Origin of the sequence: Salinispora tropica CNB-440 (genome assembly GCF_000016425.1) — a bacterium.
GTDB classification, from domain to species: Bacteria; Actinomycetota; Actinomycetes; order Mycobacteriales; family Micromonosporaceae; genus Micromonospora; species Micromonospora tropica.
Window position 1 is genome coordinate 4,634,774 of the sequence record NC_009380.1, and the last position, 15,094, is coordinate 4,649,867.

General features: G+C 70.8%; 12 protein-coding genes and 1 riboswitch. Of the genes, 4 read left to right on the forward strand and 8 right to left on the reverse strand.

Annotated features, from left to right (window positions below):
* Positions 1 to 92 precede the first annotated feature (92 nt).
* On the reverse strand, positions 93 to 2,180 hold the full coding sequence (locus tag STROP_RS20545) for a HelD family protein (RefSeq protein ID WP_012015275.1): 2,088 nt from the start codon (positions 2,178 to 2,180) through the stop codon (positions 93 to 95).
* Positions 2,181 to 2,614: 434 nt separating this feature from the next.
* Between STROP_RS20545 and STROP_RS20550 the strand changes: the two genes are divergently transcribed.
* Positions 2,615 to 3,373 (forward strand): VOC family protein, encoded by a 759-nt coding sequence (locus STROP_RS20550; RefSeq protein WP_012015276.1) that lies wholly within the window; start codon positions 2,615 to 2,617, stop codon positions 3,371 to 3,373.
* Positions 3,374 to 3,467: 94 nt separating this feature from the next.
* Here STROP_RS20550 and STROP_RS20555 read toward each other — a convergent pair whose 3' ends face one another.
* From STROP_RS20555 to mqnE, 7 genes are all read right to left on the reverse strand, one after another.
* Complete coding sequence (locus STROP_RS20555) at positions 3,468 to 4,277, reverse strand: ABC transporter ATP-binding protein (protein ID WP_012015277.1); 810 nt, start codon at positions 4,275 to 4,277, stop codon at positions 3,468 to 3,470.
* Positions 4,274 to 5,362 (reverse strand): FecCD family ABC transporter permease, encoded by a 1,089-nt coding sequence (locus STROP_RS20560; RefSeq protein WP_012015278.1) that lies wholly within the window; start codon positions 5,360 to 5,362, stop codon positions 4,274 to 4,276. The genes STROP_RS20555 and STROP_RS20560 overlap by 4 nt, the downstream gene beginning before the upstream one ends.
* A 34-nt stretch (positions 5,363 to 5,396) precedes the next feature.
* Entirely contained in the window at positions 5,397 to 6,332 is a 936-nt protein-coding gene (locus STROP_RS20565; RefSeq protein WP_026275177.1) for an ABC transporter substrate-binding protein, read from the reverse strand.
* Between the two features lie 81 nt (positions 6,333 to 6,413).
* Positions 6,414 to 6,536: riboswitch (cobalamin riboswitch) on the reverse strand.
* 83 nt (positions 6,537 to 6,619) lie between these two features.
* On the reverse strand, positions 6,620 to 8,500 hold the full coding sequence (locus STROP_RS20570) for a M14 family metallopeptidase (RefSeq protein ID WP_012015280.1): 1,881 nt from the start codon (positions 8,498 to 8,500) through the stop codon (positions 6,620 to 6,622).
* A 129-nt stretch (positions 8,501 to 8,629) separates the two neighbouring features.
* Positions 8,630 to 8,923, reverse strand: a complete 294-nt coding sequence (locus STROP_RS20575) for a DUF4229 domain-containing protein (RefSeq protein ID WP_012015281.1) — start codon at positions 8,921 to 8,923, stop codon at positions 8,630 to 8,632.
* A 35-nt stretch (positions 8,924 to 8,958) separates the two neighbouring features.
* Positions 8,959 to 9,381: a hypothetical protein gene (locus tag STROP_RS20580; protein ID WP_026275176.1), complete on the reverse strand. Its 423-nt coding sequence runs from the start codon at positions 9,379 to 9,381 to the stop codon at positions 8,959 to 8,961.
* A gap of 37 nt (positions 9,382 to 9,418) precedes the next feature.
* A complete protein-coding gene (gene mqnE, locus STROP_RS20585) occupies positions 9,419 to 10,588 on the reverse strand; it encodes an aminofutalosine synthase MqnE (protein WP_012015283.1) in 1,170 nt (389 codons plus the stop codon).
* A gap of 266 nt (positions 10,589 to 10,854) precedes the next feature.
* On the opposite strand from mqnE, the gene STROP_RS20590 reads away from it, so the two are divergent.
* The 3 genes from STROP_RS20590 to STROP_RS20600 all read left to right on the forward strand — a co-directional run bounded on the left by STROP_RS20590 (position 10,855) and on the right by STROP_RS20600 (position 15,083).
* On the forward strand, positions 10,855 to 12,408 hold the full coding sequence (locus STROP_RS20590; protein ID WP_012015284.1) for a C40 family peptidase: 1,554 nt from the start codon (positions 10,855 to 10,857) through the stop codon (positions 12,406 to 12,408).
* Between the two features lie 186 nt (positions 12,409 to 12,594).
* On the forward strand, positions 12,595 to 13,500 hold the full coding sequence (locus STROP_RS25870) for a hypothetical protein (RefSeq protein ID WP_012015285.1): 906 nt from the start codon (positions 12,595 to 12,597) through the stop codon (positions 13,498 to 13,500).
* Between the two features lie 197 nt (positions 13,501 to 13,697).
* Positions 13,698 to 15,083 (forward strand): DEAD/DEAH box helicase, encoded by a 1,386-nt coding sequence (locus tag STROP_RS20600; protein WP_012015286.1) that lies wholly within the window; start codon positions 13,698 to 13,700, stop codon positions 15,081 to 15,083.
* Positions 15,084 to 15,094: the final 11 nt, after the last annotated feature.

A 15,094-nucleotide genomic window follows, 5' to 3' on the forward strand; every position in this document is an offset into this window, starting at 1 on the left:
CCGTATCGCCGCCGCACCGCACCGTGACGCCGGGTCAGGGCCGGAGTGGCCAACACCGCAGTCAGCGCCACCAAGGGGCGGGGAGGCAGGAGTCATGCCGGAGCGGGTACCTCGGGACCGATGGCGTGGTCGAGCGCATCGGTGGAGAGCGCTACGGGCAACGCTCGGGCATGCAGCACCGTCAACCGGGTCACCGCGCGAGTGAGCACGACGTAGAGCCGGTGCAGGCCGCGCGGTTCCGCGTCCACGATCTCCGCCGGTTCGACGACGATCACATGGTCGTACTCCAAGCCCTTGGCCAGCGTTGCCGGGAGCACGGTGACGCGCCTGCTCACTGGGGCGTCGAGCTCCCCGGGCTCTTCGCCGGCCGCGACGAGCGCGGACCGTAGCTCGTCGAGGAGGCGGTCAGCGACGATCACCCCGACCGAACCGGGCAGCGTACGGGTCGCGGCCAGCTCCGCGACCACCTCGGCGGCCAGGTCGTCGACCCGGCGCAGGACAAGACTGCCGTCCGAACGCAGCGACACCGCCGGGGGGACATTCACCGCCAAAGCAGGCAGCAGCCGGTTGGCCAACGCAACCACCGCCTCCGGTACGCGGAACCCGGTGGTCAACGGCACCACCGACGCGTCGGGCTTGCCCAGGTGCCGCAGCGACTCCTCCCAGTCGGTCGCCGCCCACGGTGCTGTGCCCTGGGCGAGGTCACCGAGCAACGTGATCGAACCGTGCGTGGTACGCCGGCCGATGGCCCGACACTGCATCGGGGAGAGGTCCTGCGCCTCGTCGATGATGATGTGGTGGAGGCTCGACTCCCGTTCCAGGAGCCCTGCGGCCTCGTCGAGCAGCACGAGATCGGCGCTGCTCCACCGGACGCTCTTGACGCTCCGGAAGGGCCGCGGCCAGCGCAGCGCCTGACACTCGGCCTCGGTGAGGATGCCCTCCGCCGCGCGAGCCAGCGCCTCCGGGTCGCTGAGCAGCTCGAAGACGAGCGACTGCGGCGTCACCGCCGGCCAGCAGGCGTCGAGGAACTCGACCACCGGTTTGGCCTTTCCCATCCGCCGTTGCCACGGCTCCCCCGGTGACTCGCCGGAGCGCGTCTCGGCCTGGCGTTGCAACAGACCGACGACCCGGGCGCGGACGCGTTCCCGGCCGAGCAGGTACGGGGGATCCTCTCGTCGGGTGTCGTCAACCAGGCGGGTGAGCACCCCCGGATCGATACGCCACCGATAGGCGCCGTCGGATACCTGGATCGAGGAGTCAGCTCGACCCAGCCGCGACCACAGTGCCCGACGCAGCACGGTCGCCATCCGAGGGTCGTGCTTGACGACCTCAGCCTCAACGGGATCGGCACCGGACACGGGCACCCGGCCGATGAGCCCCTCCAGGGTGGACTGCCGCACCTCCAGCTCACCGAGCGCGGGCAGAACCGCCGAGATGTAGCCGAGGAACGCCGGGTTCGGCCCGAGAATCAACACGCCGGTACGCCGAAGCCGCTCCCGGTGCAGATAGAGCAGGTACGCGGCCCGGTGCAGACCGACGGCGGTCTTACCGGTCCCGGGTGCCCCCTGTACGCAGATCGAGGTGTCGAGGTCGGCGCGAACCAGCTCGTCCTGCTCGGGCTGGATCGTGGCGACGATGTCGCGCATCGGCCCGACCCGGGGGCGTTCGATCTCCTCGATAAGGATCCTACTGGCGGTGCCGAACTCCTCACCCTGGCCGAGACGCTCGTCTTCGAAGCTGGTCAGATCGCCGCCGGCGAACCCGAACCGCCGGCGGGTCCGTACGCCCTGCGGGTCGCGGACGCTGGCCTGGTAGAAGGCACGACTGACCGGCGCGCGCCAGTCCAGCACCAGTGGCTCCCCGAGTTGGTCGGTGACGTGCCGCCGCCCGATGTGATAGCGGCCGGTCAACGACTCGCCTCCCGGCTCGGGGGCACCGTCGAGGTCGAGGCGACCAAAGAACAGCGGCGTACGGGGGTCGTCGGCGAGTTCGGCCACCCGCCGGGCCAACGCCACCCCGAGGGTCTCGGCGGAGAAGGGATCCCCGGCGATCTTCTCGCCGACGGCGTACATGGCTTCGGCGTGCTGGCGCATCGCGTGCAGGGCGGCCCGCGACGCGACCATGTGCGCGCGTTCGGCCTCGAGGTCGGCGGTGAGGTTGGCGGTGAGGTCGGCAGGCATGACGGCGGTTCCTCCGGGTCGACAGGTGACCTGGCCGCCCGGCCACCCACGGTTCGGGTACCGGCTGTGCCTCGGCTCGGCGCGAGGGCGCACGGATCGACCAGCCTAGCCCCTCCAGCCACCCGCACCGTAGCCATTTATGTACCGGGTCCAGCGAGATCCTCCACCGTCATCGCCGGCCAGCAGGTGTCGTCCGGCTGACCTGCCCACCGCCGGGCTCAGCCCGGTTGGCCTGCGCAGCGCCGGGCTCAGCCGGATGGCCCCATCGGCCGGACCGATCGTGTTACGCGCACGGCCGGCTGGGTGACGGCCACCCGGTGCGGTTCGCTGGTTGGAGTTGATGTTTCCCCATTTCCCGCCGGAGGGGCCGCGGCAATGCCACCATGCGGATCGGGGCGGACCGCGGTGGCCGTCCCCGACGAGAGGGGGTCGATGTGGGCATCGTTCCGGCAGGCACACCCTGCTGGACCGACCTGGCCACGCCAGACCTCGCCGACGCACGCCGTTTCTATCCGGAGCTGTTCGGCTGGACCGGACGGGTCGCGCCCGAGCCCGAGGCGGGCGGCTACACCGACTTCCTCCGCCACGGCCAGGCGGTGGCGGGTGCCGGGCCACCAGCCATCCCCGAACAGGTGCCGATCTGGTCGATCTACGTCGCCGCCGATGACGCCGATCTGGTGGCCGGGCGGGTCGAGGAGGCCGGCGGGCAGCTCGTGGTGCCCCCCTTCGACGTGTTCGACCGAGGCCGGATGGCGGTACTCAGCGACCCGGCCGGTGCGACGCTGTGCGTGTGGCAGCCGTTGACGATGCCGGGCGGCGAGGTCTTCGGGGTGCCGGGGGCGATGAGCTGGACCGAACTGGTCACCCCCGACCCGGAGGGCGCGAAGATCTTCTACGAACTGGTCTTCGGCTGGCAACCGGACGAACAGCCGACGGGTTCGGCGGGGCACACCGGGTGGCGCCTCGGCAGCCAGATCGTCGCCGGGATGACCACGCCGCTCGGTGACTTCCCGCCCGGCGCGCCCGGGTACTGGTCGGTGTACTTCGGGGTGACGGACGTTGACGCCACGGCCGCTCGGGCCGCCGCCCTGGGCGGGGCGATCCTGGTGCCGCCCCGCGACACCGCCGCCGGCCGCTGCACGGCCCTGCGCGACCCGCAGGGCGCTCTCTTCAACGCGATCACCCCGCCCTGACCGCCAGTTCCCCGTTCTAACCTCCGGTGTCCCCGCTCCAACCTCCGGTTCCCCCACCCTGACGGCGGGCACCCCGCCCACCGACGGACGGCGGTCAGCACCGGCCCAGCACACCGTCGGGCGCGGAGGCGGGACGGACGGGTACCACCAGCGGGCCGCGCTCGCCATCGATCACCTTCACCGTGGCGCGGTAGTGACGGGCCAGCAGCTCCGTCGTGAGCACCTCCCGTGGGTTACCGACGGCGGCCACCTGACCGTCAGCGAGGAGCACCAGCCGGTCGGCATACTCGCCGGCGATGGAGAGGTCATGCATGGTGGCCACCACGGTCAGGCCGTGCGCACGTCGGAGCTGGTCGACCAGTTCGAGGACGTCCTGTTGGTGGCCAATGTCCAGCGCACTGGTCGGTTCGTCGAGCAGCAGCAGGGTGGCCCCCTGGGCGAAGGCCCGGGCCAGGAAGACCCGCTGCCGCTCACCACCGGAGAGGGTGGCCAGTTCCCGGGCGTGGAATCCGGTGAGGTCCAGCCGGTCCAGGACATCGTGCGCGGCGGCCAGGTCGGCGGTGGACTCCCGGCCCAGCGGCGCGATGTACGGGGTGCGCCCAAGCAGCACGTAGTCCAGGACCGACATCCCGGCCGGCACCACCGGGGACTGGGCGACCGTCGCCACCACCCGGGCCCGGTCCCGGCGACGCAGCTGCTGGATCGGCGTACCGAAGAGGGAGACCGCGTCCTCGGTGGGCAGCAGGCCGCCGACGGCGCGCAGCAGCGTCGACTTGCCGGCGCCGTTCGGGCCGATCACGGTCACCCACTCGCCGGCGGCGACGCTCAGGTCAACCCCGGTAAGGATCGGTACGCCGGCCAGCTGGACCCGCAGGTCGCGTACCGCCACCGCCGGCGCGCTCATCCCAACACCCGCCGGGCGCTCCGCAGGACCAGGACGAAGAACGGGCCGCCGAGCAGGGCGGTCACCACCCCGATCGGAATCTCCTCGGGAGCGGCGGCGGTACGGGCGATCACGTCGGTCAGCGTCAGGAACGCCCCGCCGAAGAGCATCGACAGCGGCAGGATCACCCGGTAGCTGGAGCCGGCGAGCAGTCGTACGGCGTGCGGCACGATAATCCCGACGAAGCCGATCAGCCCGGACGCGGAGACCGCCGCGGCGGTGCCGAGCGAGGCGGCGGCGATTAGCAGGTAGCGGGACCGTTGCGGGTGCAGGCCCAGGCTGGTCGCCTCGTCGTCGCCGACCGAGAGGACGTCCAGCTCCCGCCGGTGCAGTAGGACCACCACGGCGGTCAGCAGGAAGTACGGCAGGACGAGCCGTACGTCGTGCCAGCCAGCGGTGGCGAGCCGGCCGAGCAGCCAGGCATAGACCTGTTGGATGCTGTCTGAGTTGCGTTGCAGCAGGTACGTCTGCCCGGCGGAGAGGAACGCGGAGACCGCCACCCCGGCCAGGATCAGGGTCGCCGGTGATCGGCTTCGGCCACCAGCGGCACCGAGCAGATAGGTCAGGGTGACCGCACCGATCGCGCCGGCGAACGCAGCCAGCGGGATGGTGACCGGCAGCCCGGTGATCGCCCCGCCGACCCCGCCAGCGGTGATCACCACGGTGACCGCGAACCCGGCGCCCGCCGCGACCCCGAGCAGGTACGGGTCGGCGAGCGGGTTGCGGAACACACCCTGGTAGGCGCCGCCGGCCAGGGCGAGCAACCCGCCGACGAGCAGGCCGAGCACGGCCCGAGGCAGCCGCAGCTCGGTGATGATGGCGACCTCCCGCTCGGTGAGCCCGCTGTCGAGGCTGACCCGGGGGAGGAGGTTCAGCAGCTCGACCGCGACGCTGCCCGGCGGCAGGCTGACTGGGCCGAGGGAGACGCCCGCCACCAGGGCGGCCAGGACCGCGGCCAGCCCGGCGACGAGCCAGCCGGGCCGCAGCCCGGCTGGCCGAGCCACGGCCGCCCGGAGGGAGGGACGCTGGGTTACCACCTGCCGCATGGGGAAGGCCTCTGCTATCGCCGCCGCTCCAGCGTCACGCGGGGACCTTGGCGGTCGCCTCGATGATCGTGCGGAGCAGGTCGACGACGCGCGGGCCCCACCGGGAGGCGATGTCGTCGTCGAGCGCGATGACCTGGTTCTCCTGTACGGCGGTGATCGTTGCCCAGCCGGGCCGGGCCTCGACCGACGCGACGCTCTGCTGGCAGCACTTGGTGTCGGCGAGGAAGACGAAGTCCGGGTTGGACTGAACAATGACTTCCTCGGAGAGCTGCGGGTAGCCGCCGCTCTCGCCGTCCGCGTCGGCCGGGTCGGCGATGTTCTCGAGCCCGGCGAGCGCGTAGAGCGAGCCGATGAAGGTCTTGCTGGTGGCGGTGTACAGCGCGGGGCTGAGCTCGTGGAAGTAGGTGAGCGTCTCCGCCCGCTGTGGCAGGTCGGCGACCAACTCCGCGATGTCGTCCTGCATCTGGCTGACCACGCCGGCGGCCTCGGTGGGGTGCCCGGTCAGCGCGCCCACCTCGGTGAGCTGCCGATAGGTGTCGTCCAGCGTGACCGCCGCCGGGGTGAGGAAGACCGGGATCTTCAGCTTGGTGAGCTGGTCGACGATCTTGTTCTGGTCGTTGGCGAGCAGCACCAGGTCGGGGTTGTGAACGGCGATCGCCTCGGCGTTCGGCTGGAAGCCGGAGAGGTCGGTCCGCGGCGCCTCCGCCGGGTGGTTGGAGTTGTCATCGACCGCGGTGACCTGCGGCCCCGCCCCGATCGCGAAGAGCATCTCGGTGGCGGTCGGCGACAGCGAGACGATCTTTTCGGGTTGCTGTTCCAGCGTCAGTGAGCCGACGGTCACCGGGAAAGTCGCGGCGCTCGCCGCGCTGTCGTCGGGTGCCGGGGCATCGGTGGTCTCGGCGCAGCCGCCGAGTGCGAGCGCGGCCACCGCGAGGGCCGCGGTGAGAAGCCGGGGGGTACGTCTGGACATCGGGCCTCCTGTCGGTCGAGGAGTTGGTGCTTCGCCGACAGGGACCGAAGTGCCCATCCGCGAGGCGCCCTTCCTCGAGAGCGCGTATCGCGACCGACCGCAGGCGACCTGACTCGTCCCCGGGAAACCCCGGGGCATCACAGTTGCGGGACAGTGCCGGCTTCCCACCGGCTTCGCTGCGGAATGGTCGGTAGCACGGTAGCGCATGGTCGGGCAGGAGCCCGGCGTTGGCCGGAGACGTGTGACGCGGTGCGGTGGGGGCCCGGGAAGGGCCCCCACCTCGGAATTCAGGAAGCGGTGATGGTGACGTTGTCGACTGCTGCCTCGACGAGGCTCCCGCCGGCGGCGTCCGCCGCCTCCACCTGGATCTGGATCGACTGGCCGGCATACGGCGTCAGATCGAGGCTGGCCACCGTCCAGGAGGCGTTGCGGTTGGTCGCCGCCCCGGCCTGGTTGAGCAGGGTGGTGGTGCCGCCACTGTGCACGACGCTGACCCGGAAGTAGTCGGCGGAGGACGCGTTCGAGTAGTGCGCCAGGTACCAGGCCAGCGAGAGCGTCAGCGTGCCGCTCGAGGGCAGGGACACCGCCGGGGAACGGGCGCTGGTCACGCCGCCGTCGATGTCGTGTGTTCCCACCGAGGAGCCGGCGAGCCGGCCGGTGACCAGGTCGTTGCTGCCCGCGTACGGGGTGAGCTGCTTGGCACCGGAGTAGCTGGTCGCCTGGGCGGCGCCCCGCTCCCACTGGCCGGTGGTGGCGGTGTCGGTGCCGTTGGGGTTGGTCGTCCAGCCGGTCGCGGTCTCAAAGGTGTCCGCCCAGACCGTGTCCCCGCCGCCGCCATCACCGCAGTACTGGTCCTCCTTGCCGATCGCCCGGTACGGGCAGTCGGCGTACTCGGCGAGGAGCAGCACCGCTTCGCGGTTGCGGGCGGTCTCCGCCGGAATGACCTCATCGGGTGGGTAGAAGCCGCCACCTGAGGCGGAGCCGGGGTACAGCTCGAAGGTGTACGCCCAGATCCCGTGCGCCCCCCACATCCAGTCGATGCTGCTGCCGTCGGTGATGTAGAGGTCGCTGGACTGCTGCGGGGCGTAGCCGTTGGTGGCCGCCATCTCCGTTCCGATGGTGGCAAAGGTGTTGTACTGGTCGGCCGACATCCCCGGTGCGGTGTTGCTGTACGTGTAGCCGAACGGCCAGAGCACCAGCTCGGAGTAGGTGTGGAAGTCGATGTTGGCCTTGATCTGCTGGACTCCGTCCACGACCCGGCTGTCAACGAAGTCGCGCATCGCATCGGTCTCCGGGGCGGAGAAGGGCGACGGGCCCCGGTAGGTGTTCGACGAGGTGGAGCCGGAGGAGCCGCCGCAGCAGCCCCAGAGGTAGTCCCAGTTCCGGTTCAGGTCGGTGCCGACCCATGACGAGCCGCTGTTCGGCTGCCGGTTCTTGCGCCACGACCGGTACGAGCCGGTGGCGATGTCGTACTCGCTGCCGTCCGGGTTCAAGGTCGGCACGATCCACAGTTCCCGGCTGTTGACGACATCGGTGATCCGGGAGTCGCTGCCGTAGTTGTCGGTGAAGAGGTTGAGCAGGTAGATCGCCATCTCCACAGTCAGGTGCTCCCGGGCGTGCTGCTGGGAGTTGAAGAGGACTTCCGGTTCGTCCTCGTCGGTCCCGACGTTGTCGGAGATCTTCACCGCCATCAGATCCCGGCCCTCGTACGAGGTGCCGATGCTGATCTTCCGCGCGATGCTGGGGTGCTCCGCCACCACCTGGTTCACCACCGCCGTCAGCTCGGCGTAGTTGTGGTAGTCGGAGTCGGCGGGCGGAAAGTCGAAGACGCCGACGTCCCCGTGGTCGTGGTCGTGGTCGGTAGACGTTTCCGGAACCTCCTCCAGCTCGAAGCCCAGCCGGGTGATCGCGGCGGCCTCGGCGGCGGTGGCGGAGACGTGCAGGACACCGTGCTCGGAGTAGTCGATCGCGGCGCCGGTGCTGGCGACCGCGCTGCGGTCGGTCAGAGTACGCGGGCCGAGCACCCGGTACTGGACGGCCGCAGACTCACCGGTGGGTTCCGGCGTGGCTTTCGCGGAGACCGGTGGCGCGGCGAAGCTGAGCAGGCCGAACCCCGCGGCGACGACGAGCGCGAGGCGGCGGCGAAGGGTGGGGGTGCGGAAGGCCATTGACAACCTCCTGACGAGCGCGGGAAACCTTTCCCGCCTGGTACCGCACACTCCACCACTCAGGGCATGGTCATATCAATATTCTTCCATGTCTAAATCCGTGCTGTGCGGCCCGACCCCGGTCAGAGATCAGGACTTTGGCGCGTCCCCGCCCCGCTCCTCCGAGTCCGTCCCGGCGTCGTCTTCGCCGGCCAGAGCCGAGCGCAGCCGATCCTTCTCCGCGCGCCGCCGCTCGGCGGCGGCGGCCATCTCCTCGGCCATCTCCTCCCGCCATGGACGCAGCAGGAAGAAGGAGAGCGCCGCCGAGAAGATCAGCGCCACCATCAGCTTGATGAAGGGATTCAACTCCACGAGCCAGATGGCCGCCAGCACAACGACAAACAGCCCGATCCGACCCAGGGTGTACTTGACCGCCGCGCTCATCTCCGCACTCCGTTCTCCGCCGTCGGCGGGCGTCCTCAGCCCGTTCTCCGGGCGAGCCACCGCACGCCGTGGAACCACACCACCGCATACCCCAGGGTGAAGGCCGCCGCACCCAACCCGCCGGAGACCACCGGCGGCAGGTCAGAAGTGAGGCCGGCCACCGCCAGACCCAGGGTCAACCCCACGGCCCCGGCTACCAGGCCCGCCACCACCCGGGCGGCACCGAACCCCCAGGCGCGGAAGTCATCCCAGTAGAGCCAGGCCGGCAGGATCACCGCCAACCACCCGTTGGCCTGGCCAAACTCCCCCGAGCTAAACGAGGTGACGGCCCAGTCCAGTGCCACCAACGCGAGCACCCCGATGACCCAGCCGGCCAGGCTCACCCCGAGCAGGTCGCCCAGGGTCAGCACCCGTCCCTCGGCGTCTCGCCGGGGAATTCTGTTGCGCTGCTCGGTCATGGCCCTACGAGGGTACGCGAACCGGCGACCAGCACGATCAGGCCCACACCTGCTGCGGCTGGGCACGACGCTCGGCGAGCGAGGGCGCGGCGTCGTACTCGCGCACCACGTCGTACCGGGTGTTGCGCTCGACCGGGCGGAACCCGGCATCCCAGATCAGGTCCAACAGGTCGGCCCGGCGCATGGTGTTCGGCGTGCCGTACGAGTCGGCGTCATGGGTGATCTTGTATTCCACCACCGAGCCATCCAGGTCGTCCACGCCGAAGTTCAGCGACATCTGGGCGACCGAGAGCCCGTGCATCACCCAGAAGCACTTCACGTGCGGGACGTTGTCGAACAGCAGCCGGGACACCGCGTACGTCTTCAGTGACTCCGCCGGCGAGGCCATCGTCGTCCGCGCCTGGATCTGGTTACGGATCTTGCCGTCCGCCGAGTCGACGAAGTCATGCTGGTAGCGCAGCGGGATGAAGACCACGAAGCCGTTGGTCTCGTCCTGCAACTCACGCAGCCGCAGCACGTGGTCAACACGGTGCCGGGGCTCCTCGATGTGTCCGTACAGCATGGTTGACGGGGTCTTCATGCCCTTGTTGTGCGCCAGCCGGTGGATGCGGGACCAGTCCTCCCAGTGGCAGGCGTGGTCAACGATGTGCTGCCGCACATCCCAGTCGAAGATCTCCGCACCGCCGCCGGTCAACGACTCCAGGCCGGCGTCCATCAGCTCGTCCAGGATCTCGTCGGCGCTCAGGCCGCTGATCTTCTCGAACCACTGCACCTCGGTCGCGGTGAACGCCTTGAGCCGTACGTTCGGCAGCGCCGCCTTCAGCTCACGGAGCACCTTCGGGTAGTAGCGCCACGGCAGGGTGGGGTGCAGCCCGTTGACGATGTGCAGCTCGGTGAGCTGCTCGTCCTCCATCTCCTTGGCCTTGCGGACCGCCTCGTCGATCCGCATCGTGTACGCGTCCTTCTCTCCCGGCTTGCGCTGGAACGAGCAGTACGCACAGCTGGCGCTGCAGACGTTGGTGAGGTTCAGGTGCCGGTTGACGTTGAACATCACCCGGTCGCCGTTGCGCTCGGACCGCCGGTGGTGCGCGAGCCGCCCCAGCCAGGTCAGGTCGTCGCTGTCGTAGAGGGCGATCCCGTCCGCGCGGGTCAGCCGCTCGCCGGCGTACACCTTCGCTTCGAGCTCGCGCTTGAGTCCGGCGTCCATCTCCAGCCCCGTCCCTTCCGCCTGCGGTCGCGGTCGAGCCTACGTGGGCCGGCGAACCCACGGTCAGCGCGGGCGGTGAGCCGCGACGCACCTCACCGCTTTCCCCGTCGCCGTTACCCGAATTCTCAGCCACTCGTAACCCCGCCAGACATCGACACCGCTGTCCGCGTGCGCTAAGACGGGATGAGGCCGGGCGAGACACACCACTGGTAGCGTCCGGGCACTGCGTGCACCCAATACACGTATTGACCCAGACAAGGAGCGGAATGGGCGACAGTGACCACGGACGGCGACCTCGACGAAGCCCGGTGATCTCGCCGGTGCTCCGCCCGAAACTCTGGTCCGCGTTGCTGGGCATCATCGCCGCCGGCGCGCTCAGCGCGCCGGTCTACGCCGATCCGCCGCTGCCCGACACCGTGCCCGACAGCGGCGCCCGCCCGGTCCTGTCCGGGCCGCTGAGCCTGCCCGGCGGTGGACCGCTCACCCCGTCTCCCTCAACACCGGTCGACAACCTCATCAACGGACCGCTCGCCACCCAGATCTACGCGGCCGAGGCCCGCATCGGCCAACTGAGCGACGAACTACTCCTGCTGAGGCAACAGCGGACCGAGGCGGAGACGCAGCTCATCGCCGCCGAGCAGGAGCTGAACCTGGCCCTGACAGCGCTGGCCGAGGCCCAGTCGCGGGCGGATTCCGCGGTCGCCGACGCGATCAAGGCGGCTGCGGCGTTGCCACCCGCGCCCTTCGCCGACGATCTCCAGGATCTGAGCGAGCTCTCCGGCCTCGCCCGGGGAGAGGACGTCGCCGGCGGGGAGACCACCGCGGCGACCCGGCAGCTCAACCGGGCCCGCGCCGACGAGCAGGTCGCGCAGCAGGCGATGACGGCGGCGCAGTCCCGGGTACGCTCCGTCGACACCGCCTACACCAGCACCGAGCAGGCGCTGCGCAGCGAGGAGGCGAAGCTCGCCTCCCTCAGGGAGGACAAGGCCGCCCAACTGCTGGAGCTGGAACGTCAGCAGGAGGCGGCGGAGCAGGCGCTCGGCGCGCAGTGGGTCGCCGACGAGACGGCGAACGGGCTCGTCGCGCACCCCATCGCCCGCGCGGCGGTCACCTATGCGATGGACCAGCTCGGCGATCCGTACCTCTGGGCGGCCGAGGGGCCGGACCGATTCGACTGCTCGGGCCTGATCTGGGCCGCCTACCGCTCGGCCGACTACCGCAACCTGCCCCGGGTCTCCCGCGACCAGTACTACGCGACCCGGCACCGCACCGTCCCCCGTACTGGCCTGCTCCCCGGTGACCTTCTCTTCTTCGCCTCCGGGTCGAGCTGGACCAGCATCCACCACATCGGCATGTACATCGGCGGCGGGCGGATGATCCACGCCCCGAGCAGCGGCGACGTGGTCAAGATCTCAACTGTGACCTGGTCGCGTCTCTACGCGGCGACGCGAGTGGTCGGTGGAGTCCCTGCACCGCCCACGCCCACGCCCACACCCACCGCCTCGGCCACCCCGAAGCCGACATCGCCCCCGTCGGCATCACCGTCCCCCTCGGCCACAAGCACCCCCTCGCCATCGACGTCTCCGACCAGCACCCCGTCTCCCACAACCAGCCCGACCAACACCCCATCCCCCACCACCTCACCCTCACCGCCTCCAACCAGCACCCCGTCTCCCACAACCAGCCCGACCAACACCCCATCCCCCACCACCTCACCCTCGGCAGCTCCGACCAGCACCCCGCCGCCCACCACCTCGTCCTCGACGACCCCGACCGGGATCCCGTCGCCCTCGACAACCGGCGGCTCATTCCTGCCGTAGCCCGGCGTGACCACTCCGACCACCCGCCCTGCCACACATGTGTACGAGCAGCTGAGCTAACCCGGAAAACGGCCGGGTAGCCCTGCTCCGGCTGTGCTACCTGGACGGAATGTGGCACGGTGAAACCCAGGCATCCCCGGCTCGGGTGGCACGAGTCCGGGTGCGAGCACGGCGCGGAGGGCGAACATGGCCGAGCAGAACGACGCGGTGGAGCCATCCGCCGCCAAAGCGACGGCCATTCGGTCGGCGACGGGGGAGGCCCGGGTCTACCGGGCCGGCTCCGCGCCGCCCGAGCCCGTGCAGCCGCCCGAGCCGTCCGTTCCGGACCCGGATCCGCTTGCGCCTGAACCGCCGCCGGCACCCCCTGCCCCCCGACCCCACCCGCCGGGTCCGGTCCGACCGCAGCCGACGCCCCCCGCCCCGGCGCCACCCGGTCCGCCGGCACCCGCGCCACCCGGTCCGCCGGCGCCCGCGCCACCCGACCCGGCGCCGACGCCCCCGTTCCCTCCACCACCGATCACCTCCGGCGGCGACACCGGGCCATCCGGGCAGGCCAACGTCCCGGCACCCGGCCCGTTCCCCACCCCCCGCACCGCGACATCACCGGTCTCCGGGGCCCGCACGGAGTCACTGCCGCCCCCGTCCTCATCCGCCCACACCCAGGCATTCCCGGCAACCGGCTACCAGCACCCGTCCTCATCCGCCCAGACTCAGGTATTCCCGGCAACCGGCTACCAGCACCCGTCCTCATCCGCCCAGACTCAGGTATTCCCGGCAACCGGCTACCAGCACCAGCCGGGCACCGGGCACCGAAACCCGCACGAGGGTGATCTGAGCAGCCTCTACGGTGACCGTTCGGGCCTGTCCACCGTCGCATTCCCGGTCAACCCGGTGGAGACCTCGGGCTCCCTGACCGGGCACATCCTCGCCCAGGGCTGGGCGGAGACGCCGGCCGAGCAGCGTTCCAGCAACACTCGGGTGCTGGTCGCCCTAGCCGCAGCGCTCGCCCTGCTGGTGGCGATCGGCGTGGTGGTCGTGCTCATCACCAACAACGCGCTGGACGGGGTGTTCGGGAACCTGGCGAGCGGGTGAGCCTGCCCACTGCGTCGTGGCTGGTGCGCGGCGCGGTGCGGCATCGCCGTACACTGGCGCGGAAACTGACCTGGCGCGCCCCGGCGCGCGCCCATGGGCGATCTTGCGGGTGATCCGGCGGCATTCCGTCGCGGCGGCCATCGCGACGATGCGCCCCACTCGAAAGGCCATTCTTGACCACGTCGATCGACCCTGGCATGCCCCCGTCCGCCCCCGAACTCGTCGACTTCGCCGCGCTCGGCCTGCCCCAACCCCTGGTCCGGGAATTGGCCCGGCAGGGAATCACCACCCCGTTCGAAATCCAGCGCGCCACCATGCCCGATGCGCTCGCCGGCCGGGATGTCCTTGGCCGCGGCCAGACCGGCTCCGGAAAGACGCTGGCGTTCGGGCTCCCCCTGCTCGCCCGGCTGGCCAACGGGGAACGGGCCCGCCCCCGCCACCCCCGCGCGCTCGTGCTGGTGCCGACCCGAGAGCTGGCAATGCAGGTCAGCGACGCCCTGTTCCCGCTCGGCCGGACGATCGGCGTGTTCCTGCGGACCGCGGTCGGCGGAGTGCCCTACGACCGGCAGATCAGCTCGCTACGACGCGGCGTCGAGGTGCTGGTGGCCACACCTGGCCGGCTCGCTGACCTCATCGAGCGGGGCGTGTGCCGCCTCGACGACATCGAGGTCACCGTGCTGGACGAGGCCGACCAGATGGCTGACATGGGGTTCCTGCCCGAGGTCACCGAACTTCTGGCGAAGACCCCCGCCGACGCGCAACGGCTCCTCTTCTCGGCCACTCTGGACAAAGACGTGGACGCGCTGGTGCGACGCTTCATGACCGACCCGGTCACCCACTCGACCGCGCCACCGACGGCGGCGGTGGAAACGATGGATCATCACCTGCTGCTGATCCCGCCGCACGACAAGTTCTCGGTCGTCGCGTCGATCGCGGCACGGGAGGGCCGGACGATGGTCTTCGCCCGGACCCAGCTCGGCGTGGATCGGCTGGTGGGGCAGCTCGCGGCGGTCGGGGTACGCGCCGGCGGCCTGCACGGCGGCAAGACCCAGCGGATGCGCACCCGCACTCTGGCCGAGTTCCGGGAAGGCCGAACGAATGTCCTGGTCGCCACCGACGTGGCTGCCCGCGGTATCCACGTCGACGGCGTCTCGCTGGTCCTGCACGTTGACCCGCCGAAAGACCCGAAGGACTATCTCCACCGAGCGGGGCGTACCGCACGGGCCGGCGAGACCGGTGCGGTGGCGACCCTGGCACTGCCGAAGCAACGCCGCGGCACCCTCGCCATGTTGGAGAAGGCGGGGGTGGCCCCGGCACAAACCCGGGTACGAGCCGGCGATCCAGCGCTGGCCGAGCTGACCGGAGCGCGGGAACCGAGCGGCGTACCCGTTCCGGACGAGCCCGAACCACGCCGACGCACCGGCCGGCCAGACGGGGACCGCCGATTCGCAGACCGGCACCGCCGCGGCGAACCGGGGCGTACCGGTGATCGCCGCCACTCGGGCCGGCCGACGGAGGGCCGGTCGGAGCGGCGGTCGGGAGATCGACGGTTCGGTGGACGGCCGGCCGCGGGCACCCACTGACCGGCCCGCAC

Bases quoted from the DNA above. Each gene is read 5' to 3' on its own strand.
- STROP_RS20545 (WP_012015275.1), bottom strand. From the start codon at position 2,180: ATGCCTGCCGACCTCACCGCCAACCTCACCGCCGACCTCGAGGCCGAA.
- STROP_RS20555 (WP_012015277.1), bottom strand. From the start codon at position 4,277: ATGAGCGCGCCGGCGGTGGCGGTACGCGACCTGCGGGTCCAGCTGGCC.
- STROP_RS20560 (WP_012015278.1), bottom strand. From the start codon at position 5,362: ATGCGGCAGGTGGTAACCCAGCGTCCCTCCCTCCGGGCGGCCGTGGCT.
- STROP_RS20565 (WP_026275177.1), bottom strand. From the start codon at position 6,332: ATGTCCAGACGTACCCCCCGGCTTCTCACCGCGGCCCTCGCGGTGGCC.
- STROP_RS20570 (WP_012015280.1), bottom strand. From the start codon at position 8,500: ATGGCCTTCCGCACCCCCACCCTTCGCCGCCGCCTCGCGCTCGTCGTC.
- STROP_RS20575 (WP_012015281.1), bottom strand. From the start codon at position 8,923: ATGAGCGCGGCGGTCAAGTACACCCTGGGTCGGATCGGGCTGTTTGTC.
- STROP_RS20580 (WP_026275176.1), bottom strand. From the start codon at position 9,381: ATGACCGAGCAGCGCAACAGAATTCCCCGGCGAGACGCCGAGGGACGG.
- mqnE (WP_012015283.1), bottom strand. From the start codon at position 10,588: ATGGACGCCGGACTCAAGCGCGAGCTCGAAGCGAAGGTGTACGCCGGC.
- STROP_RS20590 (WP_012015284.1), top strand. From the start codon at position 10,855: ATGGGCGACAGTGACCACGGACGGCGACCTCGACGAAGCCCGGTGATC.
- STROP_RS25870 (WP_012015285.1), top strand. From the start codon at position 12,595: ATGGCCGAGCAGAACGACGCGGTGGAGCCATCCGCCGCCAAAGCGACG.
- STROP_RS20600 (WP_012015286.1), top strand. From the start codon at position 13,698: ATGCCCCCGTCCGCCCCCGAACTCGTCGACTTCGCCGCGCTCGGCCTG.